Source organism: Bradyrhizobium uaiense (assembly GCF_010811875.1).
GTDB classification, from domain to species: domain Bacteria; phylum Pseudomonadota; class Alphaproteobacteria; order Rhizobiales; family Xanthobacteraceae; genus Bradyrhizobium; species Bradyrhizobium uaiense.
The window spans coordinates 20,097-36,289 of record NZ_VKHP01000068.1 but is presented as its reverse complement, the minus strand read 5'-3'; the positions used below and the strand labels follow the sequence as shown (position 1 = coordinate 36,289).

Annotated in this window: 15 protein-coding genes; 4 read left to right on the top strand and 11 right to left on the bottom strand. The window is 64.0% G+C overall.

Annotated features, from left to right (window positions below; all coding sequences use genetic code 11):
- Positions 1-194: 194 nt before the first annotated feature.
- The 9 genes from FNJ47_RS18375 to FNJ47_RS18335 form a co-directional block, all read right to left on the bottom strand.
- A complete protein-coding gene (locus tag FNJ47_RS18375) occupies positions 195-605 on the bottom strand; it encodes a hypothetical protein (RefSeq protein WP_163155502.1) in 411 nt (136 codons plus the stop codon).
- Positions 606-683: 78 nt separating this feature from the next.
- On the bottom strand, positions 684-1,397 hold the full coding sequence (locus FNJ47_RS18370) for a nitroreductase (protein ID WP_163155500.1): 714 nt from the start codon (positions 1,395-1,397) through the stop codon (positions 684-686).
- A gap of 2 nt (positions 1,398-1,399) precedes the next feature.
- On the bottom strand, positions 1,400-2,644 hold the full coding sequence (locus FNJ47_RS18365) for an acyl-CoA dehydrogenase (protein ID WP_163155498.1): 1,245 nt from the start codon (positions 2,642-2,644) through the stop codon (positions 1,400-1,402).
- 26 nt (positions 2,645-2,670) lie between these two features.
- Positions 2,671-3,918 (bottom strand): acyl-CoA dehydrogenase, encoded by a 1,248-nt coding sequence (locus FNJ47_RS18360; protein ID WP_163155496.1) that lies wholly within the window; start codon positions 3,916-3,918, stop codon positions 2,671-2,673.
- Positions 3,919-3,931: 13 nt separating this feature from the next.
- Positions 3,932-5,059, bottom strand: a complete 1,128-nt coding sequence (locus tag FNJ47_RS18355) for an acyl-CoA dehydrogenase family protein (protein ID WP_163155494.1) — start codon at positions 5,057-5,059, stop codon at positions 3,932-3,934.
- Between the two features lie 164 nt (positions 5,060-5,223).
- Positions 5,224-7,089: an AMP-binding protein gene (locus FNJ47_RS18350; RefSeq protein ID WP_163155492.1), complete on the bottom strand. Its 1,866-nt coding sequence runs from the start codon at positions 7,087-7,089 to the stop codon at positions 5,224-5,226.
- 41 nt (positions 7,090-7,130) lie between these two features.
- On the bottom strand, positions 7,131-7,937 hold the full coding sequence (locus FNJ47_RS18345) for an enoyl-CoA hydratase-related protein (protein WP_163155490.1): 807 nt from the start codon (positions 7,935-7,937) through the stop codon (positions 7,131-7,133).
- A gap of 200 nt (positions 7,938-8,137) precedes the next feature.
- A complete protein-coding gene (locus FNJ47_RS18340) occupies positions 8,138-8,896 on the bottom strand; it encodes an SDR family NAD(P)-dependent oxidoreductase (protein WP_066513200.1) in 759 nt (252 codons plus the stop codon).
- 45 nt (positions 8,897-8,941) lie between these two features.
- Complete coding sequence (locus FNJ47_RS18335) at positions 8,942-9,607, bottom strand: TetR family transcriptional regulator (protein ID WP_163155488.1); 666 nt, start codon at positions 9,605-9,607, stop codon at positions 8,942-8,944.
- Positions 9,608-9,805: 198 nt separating this feature from the next.
- Between FNJ47_RS18335 and FNJ47_RS18330 the strand changes: the two genes are divergently transcribed.
- Together FNJ47_RS18330 and FNJ47_RS18325 are read left to right on the top strand one after the other, a co-directional pair.
- Positions 9,806-10,978, top strand: a complete 1,173-nt coding sequence (locus FNJ47_RS18330) for an acetyl-CoA C-acetyltransferase (RefSeq protein WP_163155486.1) — start codon at positions 9,806-9,808, stop codon at positions 10,976-10,978.
- A 188-nt stretch (positions 10,979-11,166) separates the two neighbouring features.
- Positions 11,167-12,711, top strand: a complete 1,545-nt coding sequence (locus tag FNJ47_RS18325) for an acyl-CoA synthetase (protein WP_163155484.1) — start codon at positions 11,167-11,169, stop codon at positions 12,709-12,711.
- A gap of 228 nt (positions 12,712-12,939) precedes the next feature.
- Here the strand turns inward: FNJ47_RS18325 and FNJ47_RS18320 are convergent, their stop codons facing one another.
- Positions 12,940-13,443, bottom strand: a complete 504-nt coding sequence (locus FNJ47_RS18320) for a hypothetical protein (protein ID WP_163155482.1) — start codon at positions 13,441-13,443, stop codon at positions 12,940-12,942.
- A 102-nt stretch (positions 13,444-13,545) separates the two neighbouring features.
- Between FNJ47_RS18320 and FNJ47_RS18315 the strand changes: the two genes are divergently transcribed.
- Positions 13,546-14,691: an alpha/beta fold hydrolase gene (locus FNJ47_RS18315; protein ID WP_163155480.1), complete on the top strand. Its 1,146-nt coding sequence runs from the start codon at positions 13,546-13,548 to the stop codon at positions 14,689-14,691.
- Positions 14,692-14,904: 213 nt separating this feature from the next.
- Entirely contained in the window at positions 14,905-15,276 is a 372-nt protein-coding gene (locus FNJ47_RS18310; protein WP_163155478.1) for a hypothetical protein, read from the top strand.
- Positions 15,277-15,354: 78 nt separating this feature from the next.
- On the opposite strand, the gene FNJ47_RS18305 is transcribed toward FNJ47_RS18310, so the two are convergent.
- Positions 15,355-16,077, bottom strand: coding sequence for a hypothetical protein (locus tag FNJ47_RS18305; RefSeq protein ID WP_163155476.1), 723 nt, complete (start codon positions 16,075-16,077; stop codon positions 15,355-15,357).
- Positions 16,078-16,193: the final 116 nt, after the last annotated feature.

Genomic DNA, 16,193 nt, shown 5'->3' with positions numbered 1-16,193 from the left:
TCGAGTTCGTCTTCCCATTCCGCCATGGTCAGCCCTCCAAGAGCCGACCACCCATGAATCATTGAAAAATTGATTCGGGAATCCTATAACGCACGGCAAAATCAACAATCTGCCAAAGTAGTGCTAGCCCTCCCCCGCAAGCGGGAGAGGGGACGCGGTTCCGATGCTGCTGATACTTGCTCCATCATGCCTGGTCAGTAACGACTGTCCGAGCTGATGACGAAGCGGTCGAGAAAATTGACCGGCAGGATCTCGAACCGGTCCAGCGTCAGCGTAATCCCGGTCACGAAGTCGACGCCCTTGATGGTGCCCTCGAGGTCGATCCGCCGGCCGCGGCGCAGGCCGCGCGTTTCCGGATGTTTCTGGATGTCGATATAGGCATAGATCGGATTGTCGAGCCGCGAATGGCGGTGCCAGCCGCGTTGCAGGAAGCTGAATTGCAGCACTGAGCCCGCGCCCCAGTCGATCGCGTCGAAGAAGCGGGTCTTCCAGGCGACGGGCTGTCCGAGATAATGCGAAGCGATGAACGCGTCGCGCTTGAGCGCAGGCAGACGGTGCAGCTGCCAGCTGATCTCAGCCGGCGTCAGGGAGGCGTTATTCGCCATTGTTGTTCAAGTCGTTCTTCTTGCCGTTTCTTCTTGTCCTCGGCGGGAGGGTGAACCGACCTTCCCGCCTTGAGGAAATTATACATCGACGAATGTGACAGTATTCGCCACAGTTGCGCGCGACGTGCGGTAGCTGTTCACCTTGTGCGCGTGATCTGCATAGCCGAACGAGATGCCGCAGACAACCCGGCGGTCATCGGGCAGGTTGAAGTGACGGCGGATCAGGCCGGAATGACGCGCGATCGCGGCCTGCGGGATGGTGCCGAGCCCGAGCGCCTGCGCGGCCAGCATGAAGTTCGAGACATAGCCGCCGCAATCGATCGCTCCATAGATTCCGAGCGGCTCGTTGGTGTGGATCACGGCAACGTGCGGCGCGCCGAAGAAATTGTAATTCTCCAGTGCCTGTTTGGCGTAGGCCGCCTTGTCGCCGCGCGCGATGCCGAGCGTATTGTAGAGCTGGAAGCCGCTTTCGCGGCGGCGATCCAGATAGACGCCGACATACTCGCGCGGCGGCGTGAAGTCGTAATCATCGCCGAGGCCGCGCGAGGCCTCGGCATAGATCGCCTTGCGAAACCGCTCCTTGGCCTCACCGGAGACGATCAGGACTTCCCAGGGCTGGCTGTTGCACCAGGACGCGGTGCGCTGCGCGGTGGTGAGAATGTGCTCGATGACGTCGCGCGGCACCTCGCGCGGCTGGAACGCGCGTACCGAATAGCGCTCGTTGAGCAATTCCTCGAGCGCGCCGATGCGGTCTTCGGTCGGGTAGCGCGCGTCGGGTGTCTTCGCGTCCATGCTCAACGCCCCTTGGTCGGGATCTTGTTGTAGGGCACGTCCTTGTCGACGCGGATATCGCCAGGCAGACCCAGCACGCGCTCGGCGATGATGTTGCGCAGGATCTCGTCGGTGCCGCCGGCGATGCGCATCGAAGGCGACGACAGCAGCATCTGCTGGAACTGGCCGTTGGCCTGCTCCTCGTCGGCGCCGGTGAGGCTGCCTGCCGCGCCCTCCAGGTCCATCGCGTAGGTCGCGATGTCCTGCAGCATCAGGCCGGAGACGAGCTTTCCGATAGAGTTTTCCGGACCGGGACGCTCACCCTTCGACAACGCCGAGATGGCGCGGTAGCTGGTGTATTTCAGCCCGCTCGCCTTCACCGCCCAGCTCGCAAGCTTGGAGCGCACCGCCGGATCGTCGATCGCAAGACCGTCCTCCAGCATCAAATTGGAGCAGAACTCGAACATCTCGGGGACGCCGGTCGCAAGCCGCGAACCGATCGACATGCGCTCGTTCATCAGCGTGGTCAGCGACACGCTCCAGCCCTCGCCGACTGCGCCGAGCCGCTGGCTGTCCGGGATCACGACGTCGGTGAAATAGACCTCGTTGAACTCCTGCATGCCGTTGGCCTGCTTGATCGGCCGGACCTCGACGCCGGGGCTCTTCATGTCGAGGAAGAACATCGTGAGGCCCTTGTGCTTGGGCACATTCGGATCGGTGCGCGCGATCAACAGGCCGTAGTCGGAGTAATGCGCGCCAGAGGTCCAGATCTTCTGGCCGTTGACGACCCAGTTGTCGCCCTTCTTCTCGGCGCGGGTGCGCAGACCGGCAACGTCGGAGCCGGCCGAGGGCTCGGAGAACAGCTGGCACCAGATCTCTTCGCCCGAGGCGAGCTTCGGCAGATAGCGGCGCTTGGCGTCTTCGCTGCCCCAGGCCATCACGGTCGGGCCGCACATGCCCTCGCCGATCTGGAACGGCTGGGTCAATTTGCCGTAGACGCCTTCTTCCTGCTGCCAGATCACGCGCTCGATCGGGGTGGCGCCGCGGCCGCCATATTCCCTCGGCCAGTGCAGGCAGGCCCAGCCGCCTTCCGCCTTCTTCTTCTGCCAGGCCTTGCCGACCTCGACCATGTCGTGCTTGGCGAGCCGGATGCGGCCGAGCGAGGACTTCGAGAGCTCCTCCTCGAATTCCTTCGGCGCGTTGGCAGCGATCCATTTGCGGGCGACGGCGCGGAATTCGGCTTCCTGCGGCGTGTCATCGAAATTCATGGCGAACCTCTTTCGGTTGCGCGCGCTCAGGCGCGGCCCTTGGTCGGGATCTTGTTGAAGGGAACGTCCTTGTCGACCCGGATGTCGCCGGGCAGACCGAGCACGCGTTCGGCGATGATGTTGCGCATGATCTCGTCGGTGCCGCCCTCGACGCGGGTGCCCGGCGCGCGCAGCAGCATCGCCTGGAATTTGCCGGCGACTTCGGCATCCTCGGGTCCGCTCAAGGCGCCCGCGGCACCCTGCAGATCGAGCGCGCAGGTCGCCACGTCCTGGATCATCGAACCGGCGACCAGCTTGCCGATCGAGTTCTCCGGCCCCGGACGTTCACCACGCGACAGCGCGGAGATCGCGCGCATGCTGGTGTATTTCAGCCCGCTCGCCTTCACCGCCCAGTTCGCAAGCTTCGAACGCACCGCGCGGTTCTCGATTGCGGGGCCATCCTCCAGCATCAGGCTGTTGCAGAAGTCGAACAGCTCGGGGAAGCCGTTGGCGACGCCGGCACCGATCGACATCCGCTCGTTCATCAGCGTGGTCAGCGACACGTTCCAGCCGTCATTGACATTGCCGAGCCGCTGCGAGACCGGAATCCGCACGTCGGTGAAATAGACCTCGTTGAAGTCGGAGGCGCCGTTCGCCTGCTTGATCGGCCTGACCTCAACGCCCGGGCTCTTCATGTCCAGGAAGAACATGGTGAGGCCCTTGTGCTTGGCGACGTCAGGATCAGTGCGGGTCAGCAGGATGCCGTAGTCGGAATAATGCGCTCCTGACGTCCAGATCTTCTGGCCGTTGATGACCCATTCGTCGCCGCTCTTCTCGGCGCGGGTGCGCAGGCCGGCGACGTCAGAGCCGCCGGCGGGCTCGGAGAACAACTGGCACCAGATCTTCTCGCCGGAGGCGAGCGGCGGCAGATATTTGCGCTTCTGCTCCTCGCCGGCGAACGCCATCATGGTCGGGCCGCACATGCCGTGGCCGATGATGAACATCGAGCTGAGGCGGCCAAACGGGCCCTCCTCCTGCTGCCAGATCACGCGCTCGATCGGCGACGAGCCGCGGCCGCCATACTCCTTCGGCCAGTGCAGGCAGGCCCAGCCGGCATCCGCCTTCTTCTTCTGCCAGGCTTTTGCCACTTCGAGGATATTGGCGCCCTTGAGCGCAACGCGGCCGAGCGAGGCCTTGCGCAGCTCGTCCTCATATTGCCTGGGCGCATTGGCCGCGATCCAGGCTTTCGCCTCGGCGCGGAATGCGGCTTCCTGCGGGGTATCGTCGAAATTCATGACGGTCCCTCGCTTACGCAGCGTTCTTCTTGCGCATGCGATCGATCAGCGCGTCTTCCCAATAGGACAGGCTGCCGAGACCCAGCGCCACCGCGTTGGCGCGGCGGTAGTACATGTGGCAGTCGAACTCCCAGGTGAAGCCCATGCCGCCATGGACCTGGATGTTGTTCTTGGCGCAGTGCTGGAACGCCTGCGTCGCGCTGATGCGCGCAGCGGCGGCCGCTTCCGGCAACTCGCCGGCATTGGTCGAGAGCGCCCAGGCGCCGTAGTAGCAATTCGAGCGCGCCAGCGTTGCCGAGACATACATGTCGGCCAGCATGTGCTTGACCGCCTGGAACGAGCCGATCGGACGGCCGAACGCGATGCGGTCGAGCGCATAGTCGCGGCCCATCTCCAGCGCGCGGTCGGCGCCGCCGACCTGCTCGAACGCCGTCAACACGGCGGCGCGATCCAGCACCTGGGTGATGACGCTCCAGCCCTCGCCGGCCGGGCCGAGCGGCTCGGCCTTGGCGTCCTTGAAGGTGATCTCAGCCTGGCCGCGGGTGAGATCGATATTGGTCAGCGACTTGACCTCGACGCCACCGGCCTTGAGATCGACGATGAACAGGGAGATATCCGACTCGCGTCCGCTCGAACCGGTGCGTGCAGCGACAACAGCGAAATCAGCGATCGCACCGTCAGCGACCGGCTTCTTGACACCGTTGAGCACGCCGCCATTGGCCGTGACCTTGACCGCCTTCGGCGACGGGTTGCCCTTGCCCTCGAACAGCGCCAGCGTGCCGATGGCGTCGCCGGAGGCGATCTTGGGCAGCCACTTCTGCTTCTGCGCGTCGCTGCCTGCGATGAGGATCGCTTCGGCGGCGAGATAGACGGTGGAGGAGAACGGCACCGGCGCCAGCGCGCGGCCCATTTCCTCGGCGATCACGCAGAGTTCGAGATGACCGGCACCCGCGCCGCCGAACTGCTCCGGGATCGCAACGCCCAGGAATCCCATCTCGGCGAGGCCTTTCCAGAGCGCCTTGTCATAGGGCGCCTTGCCGTCGAGCACCTCGCGCACGGCCTTCGGCGGGCACTGTTCGCTCAGGAATTTCCGCGCCTCGTCGCGCATCTGCTTCTGTTCGTCGGAGAAATCGAAATTCATGGCGTTTTCCTTTTTCGTTCTTGTCGTTTCAATTGCCCGTCATTCCGGGGCGCGCGAAGCGCGAGCCCGGAATCCATCGATCAACGGATTATGCGGCTTGATGGATTCCGGGCCTGCGCCTTGCGGCGCATCCCGGACTGACGAGAGGAGAGAGTCTGGCTTCATCACAGCACGATCACCTCGTCGCCGGGCTTGCCGGCATAGAGCTTCTCCACCAGCGCGGCGCGGCGTTCGAGGCCGGCGCGCTGGTTGATGTAGCCCTTGTCGGTGAGCTCGTTGCCGTCGATCGACGGCGGCTCGACCATCAGCATCGCACGCGCAATGCGCATGCTGCTGCCGGTGGTGGATGCGTTGTGCGCCTGTAAACCATTCTTGAGACACGCGACCACCTCGGGATGTCGGATCACATCCTCGTAGCTCGCATCCGCATTGCCGACGAGTTGGCGGCAGGCGTGCAGGTTGGGCCAACACAGCAGGCCGATGAACTCGCGATCCTGCCCCGCGACCAGCGCGTCATGCACGACCGGAGTCGCGGCAGCGATCGCATCGGTGCGCAGCGAGCCGACATGGACGAAGGTGCCGGTGGTCAGCTTGAAATCCTCGACCACGCGGCCGGCGAAGATGATGCCCTTCAGCGGATCCGCAGGATCCACGAACACGCCGGCATCGCCGATGCAGTAGAAGCCTTCCTCGTCGAACATCTTCGCCGTGAGGTCCCGCTGGCCGAAATAGCCGGGCGTGACGTTGACCCCGCGCAGCCGCAATTCGTATTTCGAGCCGCACGGCACCATCTTCAGCTCGACACCCGGGAACGGCAGGCCGATCAGGCCGACGCGCTCGGTGTCCCAGTAGGTGCCGGTCGAGGTCGGCGCGGTCTCGGTCGAACCCCAACCGGTGTAGAACACGATGCGCTCGCCCGTGGTCTTCACCGCAAGCGCCTGCATGCGGTCATAGAGATCGTCGGGCAGCCGGGCGCCGCCATAGGCCATGATCGAGAGGTTCTTGAAGAAGCTCTGGCACAACGCCTGGTCCTTCTCCATCGCAGCCGCGAGCGCCGCATAGCCGGCCGGCACGTTGGCGTAATAGGTCGGCGACACCTCGCGCAGGTTCCTGATGGTTTCCTCGAGCTGACCCGGCATAGGCCGGCCGTCGTCGATGTAGAGCGTGCCGCCGTCGACCAGCACCGGATTGAACGCGGCGTTGCCGCCCATGGTGTGGTTCCACGGCATCCAGTCGAGCACGGTCGGGATCGGGCCGTTGGCTTCGCGCGGGCGCACCTGCATCATCATCGCCGCATTGGCGCACATCATCTGCTGGGTGTTGATCACGGCCTTCGGCATGCCGGTCGAGCCCGAGGTGAACAGCAGCTTGCCGACGGTCGCGGGCGTGATCTTCGCGATCGACGCGCCGACATCAGCCGTGACCTTCGTTGCTGCGAGCTCGGCAAAGGCCGTGCTCTTGATGCCTTCGCAGGGACGCAGGACGTGGACCACCGTGATGCCGGAGAGATCGATCGCCTTCAGTGCCTTCTCGAAGGCCGGGCCGTCCTGCACCATCACGACGGCGGGCTTGATCAGGTTGAACAGATATTTGAGCTTGAGATGATCCTGGCTCATCAGGGAATAGGCCGGCGACACCGGCGCAGCCGGCAACCGCGCCTGCATCGCGGCCTGCGTCATCAGCGCGTGCTCGATCGAATTGCCGGACAGGATCGCAACGGGCCGGCCGTCGGTCACGCCGAGATCAAGCAGGCCTTGCGTGAGCGCATCGACGGTGCGCTTGGCTTCGCCATAGGAGACCTTGCGCCACTGCCGGTCGGGACCGCCGCGCTGCGCGAGCCAGATGCGCTCCGGCGCCTTCACCGCCCATTTGGCGAGATAGGCCGGAATATGCGTCTCGTAGGCCTGGAGCGGGATCCGCGACTTCAGGACGATGGTGCCGTCGGCGCGCCGCTCGACCGCGATGTCACGCGCGAGCCAATCCACCTTGCGGAAGGCGGGTTGCGTCAGCATCGCCGCGTCTCCATCCATTTTGCGTCTCCCGGAATTCTTGTCCTTTTGAGGATCTGTTCTCAGCGCCTGATATAGACAGGCTTTCGTTTCTCGAGAAAGGCCTTGATGCCTTCTTGGAAATCTTCGGAGCGGCTGCACAGCACCTGATTGCGATCTTCCATCGCAATCACGGCTTCGATCGAGCCGGCATCGACGCTCATGTTGATGCATTCTTTCGAGAGGCGGAGCCCGACCGGCGAGGCCGTCATCATCGCATCGACGTAAGGATTGGCCGCAGCGTCGAGATCGGCGGCCTCGACCACCTCGGACACCAGGCCGACCGCAAGCGCGCGGTCGGCGTTGATGAACCGCCCGGTGAGGATCAGCTCGGAAGCGACCGACACGCCGACGAGGCGCGGCAGGAAATAGCTGGTGCCGATATCGCAGCCGCCGAGGCCGAGCTTGATGAAAGCGCAGTTCATCCGAGCGTTCTTCGCCGCGATGCGGATGTCGGCCGCAAGCGCCAGCGCAAAGCCGCCGCCGGCGGCCGCGCCTTGCACCAGCGCGATGATCGGCTGCGGGCAGCGCCGCATCAGCATCACGATGTCGGCGATGCGCCGCTGCGAGTCCAGCGACTCCGTGACGCCGGGTGGCTCGGTCTGCCCGCCGCGGCGGGCCATCGCGTGCTTGAGATCGAGCCCGGCGCAGAAATTCGCACCGGCCCCCTTCAGCACCACGACCCGGGTGTCGCGATTACGCTGCAAGCTCTGGAAATAGACGTTGAGCGCATCGATCATCGCGGGATCGAGCGCGTTGAGGCTTTCCGGGCGATTGAGCGTGACCCAATCTGTTCCATCGTGATGTTCGATCAGCAGCGGATTTGTCACATCTTGCTCCCGCCCGTTCAGCGAACACGATGCTCGTTGCTGCGCCCTCTCCCCTTGTGGGAGAGGGCATGTTCGCTGTCAGCTTTGCATTCGATTGGGTGAGGGGTCTGTCTCCGCGGAGAGAACCCCTCATCCGTCGCGGACTGCGTCCGCGCCACCTTCTCCCACAGGGGGAGAAGGGAAGAAGAGCGGCGCTCGCGCTAGCGCGGGGCCATGCGGATTGCGCCGTCGAGGCGGATTGTCTCGCCGTTGAGCATCGGGTTCTCGACGATGTGAACCGCGAGGTTGCCGTACTCCGAAGCGTCGCCGAGGCGGGCCGGATGCGGCACCTGGGCGCCGAGGCTCTTGCGGGCTTCTTCGTTGAGACCCATCAGCAGCGGCGTCAGGAACAGGCCGGGCGCGATGGTGTTGACGCGGATCTTGAGGCTGGCGAGGTCGCGCGCGGCCGGCAGCGTGAGGCCGACGACGCCGCCCTTCGAGGCGGAATAGGCGATCTGGCCGATCTGGCCTTCATAGGCCGCGACCGATGCAGTGTTGATCGCGACGCCGCGCTCCTCGCCGATCGGGGCTTCGGTCGCCAGCCGCTCGGCGAACAGGCGCAGCACGTTGAAGGTGCCGATCAGGTTGACATTGATGATGCGGACGAACTTCGCCAGCGGATAGACGCCGTCCTTGCCGACGATGCGCTGCGAGCCGCCGATGCCGGCGCAGTTCATCAGCACGCGCGCGATGCCGTGAGCAGCCTCGGCCTTGGCGATCGCGGCCTTGATCGCTTCCTCGTCGGTGACGTCGGCGTGCAGGGCAACGCCCTTCACTTCGGCCGCGACCTTCTCGGCGTTTTCCTTGTTCTGGTCGATCACGCCGATCTTGGCGCCCTTGGCGGCCATGGCGCGCGCGGTTGCGGCACCGAGGCCGGAGCCACCGCCGGTGATGAGAACGGCAACGTCTTTCAACTGCATGGGAACAACCTTTCCTTGAGCGTTTCTTCTCTAGACTTGAACTTGTTAGCCGGCGGCGACCGCTGCCGTTTCCTTATCGGGATTGAGCACGCCGCCGAAGATCAAGGCTTCCATGTGCTTGATGTATTCGCGGCAGACCTCGTCGGTGACCGGACCGACGCCGACCGCGCGCGACATCGCGTGGCGGCCGAAGAACAGGTGATCGCAGGCGCCGATCAGGCTGGTGTAGAACAGCACCGGATCGATCTTGCGGAATTCGCCGGCCTTGATGCCCTCCGCAAGCAGCCGGCGGTGGAAATCCAACAGCGGCGCGACGAAGAATTTCGACACCTCGTTGGCCGCGGCAGGCGAACTCTCGTGCAGGAGATAGTGGATCAGCCGGTTCATATAGGGGAACTGGTGATAGGCGCGGATGATGCCGCCGATATGCAGGCGCAGTTTCGCGGACGGCGTGATCGGCTGGCCGATGAGATATTCGAGCTGCGACATCTCGGTGGCGGCGTCGCGCGCCAAGAGCGCCAGCAACAGCCCGTCCTTGTTACCGAAATGATATTTCACCAGCGCGGCGTTGACGCCCGACTTCTGCGCGATGTCGGACAGCGAGACCTCGATCGAAGCGCGCTCGATCATCAGCTCGCTGGCTGCCACCAATAGCTTGTCGGCGGTGGCATTTTTGCCGGCCGGAAGTTTCGTCGGTACGCTGGTATTCAACTTCGCTCTGGTCCCGCTCTCTGGGTCGCCGAGCTTTTCTTGGCTCGGCTCTTGGCTCAACGGTAAATCGAGGCCGCACATAAGCCCATGGCGGGGCTGCACTCAAGAGTTAATTGATTGATTGACTAAATGCTGAGCCGCCCCTTAAATCCGGCCCAACTTACCAGCCCCAATCCAGAAACATCAGGGAGATCAGACATGGCCGAGGCCTATATCGTCGCCGCCGCTCGCACCGCGGGCGGCCGCAAGGGAGGGCGTCTCGCCGGCTGGCATCCGGCCGATCTGGCCGCCACGGTGCTTGATGCGCTGGTCGATCGCACCGGTGTCGACCCCGCGCAGGTCGAGGACGTGATCATGGGCTGCGTGATGCAGGCCGGCGAGCAATCCACCAACATCGCGCGCAACGCCGTGATGGCCTCGAAACTGCCGGAGAGCGTGCCCGCGACCTCGATCGACCGTCAGTGCGGCTCCTCGCAGCAGGCGCTGCATTTCGCCGCGCAGGCCGTGATGAGCGGCACCATGGACTGCGTGATCGCGGCCGGCGTGGAATCGATGACCCGCGTGCCGATGGGCCTCGCCTCCTCGCTGCCGGCCAAGAACGGCTTCGGCCACTACAAGAGCCCCGGCATCGAGGCGAAGTATCCCAACATCGTCTTCAGCCAGTTCACCGGCGCAGAGATGATGGCCGAGAAGTACGGCCTGTCGAAGGATGAGCTCGACGAATACTCCTACAACAGCCATCAGCGCGCGATCGCGGCGACCCAAGCCGGCCACTTCAAGGACGAGATCGTGCCGGTAAAGATCACCCGCGCCGACGGCTCGACCGACACCCACCACATCGACGAAGGCATCCGCTTCGACGCCAGCCTCGACGGCATCAAGGGCGTCAAGCTGATCGCCGAGAACGGCAAGCTGACCGCGGCCAGCGCCAGCCAGATCTGCGACGGCGCCTCCGGCGTCATGGTCGTCAACGAGAAGGGCCTCAAGGCGCTCGGCGTCAAGCCGCTGGCGCGCATCCATCACCTCACCATGATGGGCGGCGATCCCGTGATCATGCTGGAAGCGCCGCTGCCGGCGACCCAGCGCGCGCTGCAGAAGGCCGGCATGACAATCGACGACATCGACCTGTTCGAGGTCAACGAGGCGTTCGCCTCGGTGCCGACCGCGTGGCTGAAGACCACCGGCGCCGATCCGGCCCGGCTCAACGTCAATGGCGGCGCGATCGCGCTCGGCCATCCGCTCGGCGGAAGCGGCACCAAGCTGATGACGACGCTGCTGCATGCCCTCAAACAGCGCAACAAGCGCTACGGCCTGCAAACCATGTGCGAAGGCGGCGGTATGGCCAACGTCACGATTGTCGAACGTCTGTAACGTCGCGAGAAACGAGGCACGCAGCCTCCACACAACAGATGTCGTTCCCGCGAACGCGGGGACCCATAACCACAGATGCCCGTGGTTAGGCCCGGCTGGGGCCACAACCCAGTCCAACAACAAAAATCGGTGGTTATGGGTCCCCGCGTTCGCGGGGACGACCACTTTTGACGTCCTGAGGAAACACAATGACCCATCCGTCCATCCACGCGCGTAACCATCCGAACAAGATCGCCTACCAGATGGCGGGCAGCGGCAAGGCGATCACCTATCGCGAGCTCGACGAGCTCTCGAACCAGGGCGCGCATCTGTTCCGCTCGCTCGGCCTGAAGGCCGGCGACCACATCGCGCTGTTGATGGAAAACCGCCTCGCCTTCATGGAGATCTGCTGGGCCGCGCAGCGCTCGGGCCTCTATTACACGGCGATCAGCCGCTACCTGACGGAAGAGGAGATCGCCTACATCATCAAGGATTGCGGCGCCAAGGTGTTCATCACCACGCCGCAATGCGCCGACAAGGTAAAGGGCCTGATCAAGGGCGAACCGGGCGAGCCGTTGTTCTACATGATGGACGAGCCGGCGCCGGGCTTCCGCTCCTATGACAAGGAAGCCGGCGCGCAGCCGACCACGCCGGTTGCCGACGAAGTCGCCGGCTACGACATGCTGTATTCCTCCGGCACCACCGGCCGCCCCAAGGGCATCAAGAAGGAGTTCGAGGGCAACCGGATCGACGTGCCGAACCCGTTCCTGCGGATTCTCACCGCCGACATGTGCGGCATGAACGCCGACAGCATCTACCTGTCGCCGGCGCCGCTCTATCACGCGGCTCCCCTGCGCTTCAACATGATGGCGACGGTGCTGGGCGGCACCTCCGTCATCATGGAGCATTTCGACGCCGAGGAATTTTTGAAGCAGGTCGAGAAGCACAAGGTGACGCAGTCGCAGCTGGTGCCGACCATGTTCGTGCGCATGCTGAAGCTGCCCGACGAGGTGCGCACCCGCTACAAGGTCTCATCGCTGAAGGGCGCGATCCACGCCGCCGCGCCCTGCCCGGTCGACGTCAAAGCCAGGATGATCGAATGGTGGGGACCGATTCTGATCGAGTATTACGCTGGCTCCGAAGGCAACGGCGTTACGGTCTCGACCTCGCAGCAATGGCTAACCCACCGCGGCACGGTCGGCCGCGCGGTGGTCGGCAAGGTCAAGATTCTCGACGAGAACGAGGCGGAGGCACCGACCGGCCAGATCGGCCAGGTCTATTTCGCCGACGCGCCTATCTTTACCTATCACAACGATCCCGAGAAGACGAAGAAGGCCTACAACGCCAAGGGCTGGTCGACGCTCGGCGACGTCGGCTATCTCGATGAAGAGGGCTTCCTCTATCTGACCGACCGCAAGAGCTACATGATCATCTCCGGCGGCGTGAACATCTACCCGCAGGAGACCGAGGACGTGCTGATCACGCATCCCGCGGTCTCCGACGTCGCGGTGTTCGGCGTACCGAACGAGGAGATGGGCGAAGAGGTCAAGGCCGTGGTGCAGCCGCACGACATCGCCAAGGCCGGCAAGGCGCTCGAGGCCGAGCTGATCGCGTTCTGCCGCCAGCATCTGTCGCCGATCAAATGCCCCAGGAGCATCGACTTCGAGCAGGAGCTGCCGCGCACGCCGACCGGCAAACTGGTGAAGCGGCACCTGCGCGACAAATATTGGCCGAAGGCGCCTGCCAGGCCGTGACCGCGGTTCGCCCTCTTCTCGAGGGCCGCCGCGGGCGCGCGGCCAAAATATCGAAAACAACCCCATGCAAAGGAGCCGGCGGCTGCCGGCGTTCGACAGGGCAACTTGACACGTCGGGCAACTCAGCGATATATTTCCAATATTCCGAAATAGTGCAAACGATCCGCCCCGCCCGTCAGGGAGGATGAAGAGCGCATGCGGGACGCCGCTTGCGCCGAGCCCGCCGACCTACAACTCCTCCGCCGGCTCGCAGGCAGCCGACGCCGCGGCGCGCAAATGCAACTGGCCGTGCTTGCCTGATGCCGTGGTGGTCCACTGCGCATCGATCTGCTGAAGGTCCTCCGACAGCTTTCCGCGATGGCTGCCCTCGGTCTCGAATGCTCCGCCGTCGGGCGCACGCTCGAAAATCTCGACCTCAAGATCGGACAGCCGAATGAACATCTGCACGCCGATCTTGGTCACGCTCCGGCCGACCTCATATGAACCGCAGCCACGCGCTTCCGCGTTCTGCTCGTTCAAGGCCTGCACCTTGTCGAAAGTAATGACGACGTTCTGCACCGTGTTGTCGTCGTCCCACAGGAATTCGCCGATATAGGCGTGCGGCAGTTTTTCGGTCAGCTCCTTGACGTCGGCGGCACGAACCGCCGGGATCAGCATCAGGCTCGCGGCTACGACCGTCAGACCGAGACGCGACATCGAGCCGGTCAGCTCTGCAATCCTCGCGTGGCGCATGCGGTATGCATCCCCTGGGCAAAGTTGCTATCGTGAATCAATGGCCGTCAGCATACAGCAAAATGCGCTGGTTCTGCGACGACGCCCAACAGGTGATCTCAGATGGAAACGCTCCCCGACGTCCCGCTCCCGTCCACCATCCGCTCGCGCCATGTCGACGGGATCAACGGCCTGCGCATGCATGTGCTCGAAGCCGGCTTCGAAACACCTGGCCGGCCCTGCCTGCTGCTGCTGCACGGTTTTCCGGAGCTGGCGTTTTCCTGGCGCAAGGTGATGCCGAAGCTCGCAGCGGCCGGCTATCACGTGATCGCGCCCGACCAGCGCGGCTATGGCCGCACCACCGGCTGGAGCGCGGATTACGACGGCGACCTCGCCGCGTTCCGCCTGCCCAATCTTGTGCGGGATGCGCTCGGGCTGGTTGCAGCATTCGGTTACGCCCACGTCGATGCTGTGATCGGGCACGATTTCGGTTCGTCGGTCGCGGCGTGGTGCGCGCTGATCCGCCCCGACGTGTTCCGTGCGGTCGTGATGATGAGCGCGCCGTTCTCAGGCCCGCCGTCGTTGCCGTTCAATACGGCCAATGAACCGGCTAAATCCGCGAGTGAAGATCCCGTGCATCGGGAGCTGGCCGCGCTGCCGCGGCCGCGCAAGCACTACCAATGGTACTATTCGACGTATCAGGCCAATGACGATATGCATCACGCTCCGCAAGGCGTGCATGACTTCCTGCGCGCCTACTATCATCACAAGAGTGCGGACTGGGAAGGCAACAAGCCCTATCAGCTGCAATCATGGTCGGCGGGCGAGCTGGCAAAGCTGCCGACCTATTACGTAATGGATCTCGCCAAGGACATGGCGGCGACGGTCGCCGAGGAGATGCCGTCACGCGAGGCGATCGCCGCCAACATTTGGCTGCCGGACCGCGAGCTCGCCTATTACAGCGCGGAGTATCAACGCACGGGATTCCAGGGCGGGCTGCAATGGTACCGCTGCGGCACCTCGGGCGCATTCACGGCGGAATTGCAGACCTGGAGCGGCCGCAGCATCGACCAGCCGTCGGCGTTCATCTCGGGCAAGCAGGATTGGGGCACCTATCAGCGGCCCGGCGTGTTCGAGGTGATGCAGAGCAGGGCCTGTACCAAAATGATCGGCTGCGATCTGGTCGATGGCGCCGGCCATTGGGTGCAGCAGGAACAGCCGGACGAAGTGAGCCGGCTGCTGCTTCAGTTCCTCGCTCGCGCAAGGTAGAGCCACTTCGGTTCTGATCGAATCAGTCGCTCTAGATTCTCGTTTTGGCAGTTCTTTCTTCGCGCGAACCGGTATCCGTCCCGCGTCAGTTGCGGATGCCTGCCGCCACGATCCGGTCACAGGGCGTTAATGCGCGGTTCACGAAACATTGGGCAATGATTGGCGTGGCTAGAAACCGGCGCTCGGTCCGGCGACTTTTTGAGGAGAGCAAAGATGGATAGGAAAATCGCTGGACTTCTGGGAGCGGTGGCCGCGTTCGGCGCGGTCGGTGCCGCCGAAGCTGCGCCTGGGCCGAACCCGGCCGACGTTCTGCAGGCGAACTCATACGCGGACCTGCTGGAGCCGATCTCGAACGCCTCCGCAAAGCTGCAGGCGCTCGACGAGGCTGCGCCCGCTCCGGTCCGCGAGAACGTGCAGCTTGCACAGTACTACCACCACCACCATCACCACCACCATCATCATCACGGCTACTATCGCCGCGACTACTACGATCGCCCGGTCATCGTGGTGCCGCGCTATCGGCGCTACCACCATCACCATCATCACCACCATCATCATCACAGCTTCTACCGTCGCGATTACTGAGCGATGGCGACCGATCGGCGATACCACAACGGGGCCCGCGGGCCCCGTTGTTTTGTCGACTATGATGCGGCATCTCGCTCAATCGTTGCGCGCCTTCTCCTTTGCGGCGCGGTGCAGATGGCGATATGTGCCGTCGAACACCGTGTCCGATGACGACGTCCATTCCGTTCCGGCGGCCAGTTTGGGCCGATTGTTGTAGATGCGGCGCGCCTGCAATTCGCGTTCGGCAGCCTCCTCCTCGCCCATCTGCTCGAGCTGAAAGTTCGCTTCCTCCGGGATCACGATGATCTGGGCGAACGGCTCGTTCGGCCGGAAAATGTGCGTGCGCCCTTCCGCCGGCGCCTTGAACACCGTGAAGAACATCATCGGCCACCAATTGCGCACGAGCGCTGGAACGGCGATCGGCACGGTATCGGTGCGGTCGGTGTAGAAGCGCGGATGCGGCTCGGTGCGGACCGCCATGCCCTGTTCGACCTTGAGGTCGAGCAGGATCTGGTAGGTGTAGAACGTCGTGCCGAAATTCCGGAACGGCGGCCACTGCACGCCGCTGTCCGGCGGCTCACCCCAATCCGCATCGAGATGCAGCTGGCCATCCCGCGTGGTGACGTGCAGCTCGAAGTCGTAGGGGTAGAACAGCTCGATGCCGTATTGCGCGCCCTCCGAGAACGGCACGCAATGCCAGACCTGCTCGCGTGAGCCGTCGGTGCGCGGCTCGCGTTGGCCCGCCCAGCCCGGAATTTCGAGTTTGGTCCGCCGCGGCGCCAGGCGCGTGTCATTCAGCCGATATTTGACCGTGTCCATACATTCCCCCTCGTGAGCCACAGGAACTCGAACGGGCACAGAACGGCCCGGTTCCCTTCATCGTGATCACGAACAGGGCCATAGCGCGGCTTTGTGGATTGACCCCAGCACGGCCT

Bases quoted from the DNA above. Each gene is read 5' to 3' on its own strand.
- FNJ47_RS18375 (WP_163155502.1), bottom strand. From the start codon at position 605: ATGGCGAATAACGCCTCCCTGACGCCGGCTGAGATCAGCTGGCAGCTG.
- FNJ47_RS18370 (WP_163155500.1), bottom strand. From the start codon at position 1,397: ATGGACGCGAAGACACCCGACGCGCGCTACCCGACCGAAGACCGCATC.
- FNJ47_RS18365 (WP_163155498.1), bottom strand. From the start codon at position 2,644: ATGAATTTCGATGACACGCCGCAGGAAGCCGAATTCCGCGCCGTCGCC.
- FNJ47_RS18360 (WP_163155496.1), bottom strand. From the start codon at position 3,918: ATGAATTTCGACGATACCCCGCAGGAAGCCGCATTCCGCGCCGAGGCG.
- FNJ47_RS18355 (WP_163155494.1), bottom strand. From the start codon at position 5,059: ATGAATTTCGATTTCTCCGACGAACAGAAGCAGATGCGCGACGAGGCG.
- FNJ47_RS18350 (WP_163155492.1), bottom strand. From the start codon at position 7,089: ATGGATGGAGACGCGGCGATGCTGACGCAACCCGCCTTCCGCAAGGTG.
- FNJ47_RS18340 (WP_066513200.1), bottom strand. From the start codon at position 8,896: ATGCAGTTGAAAGACGTTGCCGTTCTCATCACCGGCGGTGGCTCCGGC.
- FNJ47_RS18330 (WP_163155486.1), top strand. From the start codon at position 9,806: ATGGCCGAGGCCTATATCGTCGCCGCCGCTCGCACCGCGGGCGGCCGC.
- FNJ47_RS18325 (WP_163155484.1), top strand. From the start codon at position 11,167: ATGACCCATCCGTCCATCCACGCGCGTAACCATCCGAACAAGATCGCC.
- FNJ47_RS18320 (WP_163155482.1), bottom strand. From the start codon at position 13,443: ATGCGCCACGCGAGGATTGCAGAGCTGACCGGCTCGATGTCGCGTCTC.
- FNJ47_RS18315 (WP_163155480.1), top strand. From the start codon at position 13,546: ATGGAAACGCTCCCCGACGTCCCGCTCCCGTCCACCATCCGCTCGCGC.
- FNJ47_RS18310 (WP_163155478.1), top strand. From the start codon at position 14,905: ATGGATAGGAAAATCGCTGGACTTCTGGGAGCGGTGGCCGCGTTCGGC.
- FNJ47_RS18305 (WP_163155476.1), bottom strand. From the start codon at position 16,077: ATGGACACGGTCAAATATCGGCTGAATGACACGCGCCTGGCGCCGCGG.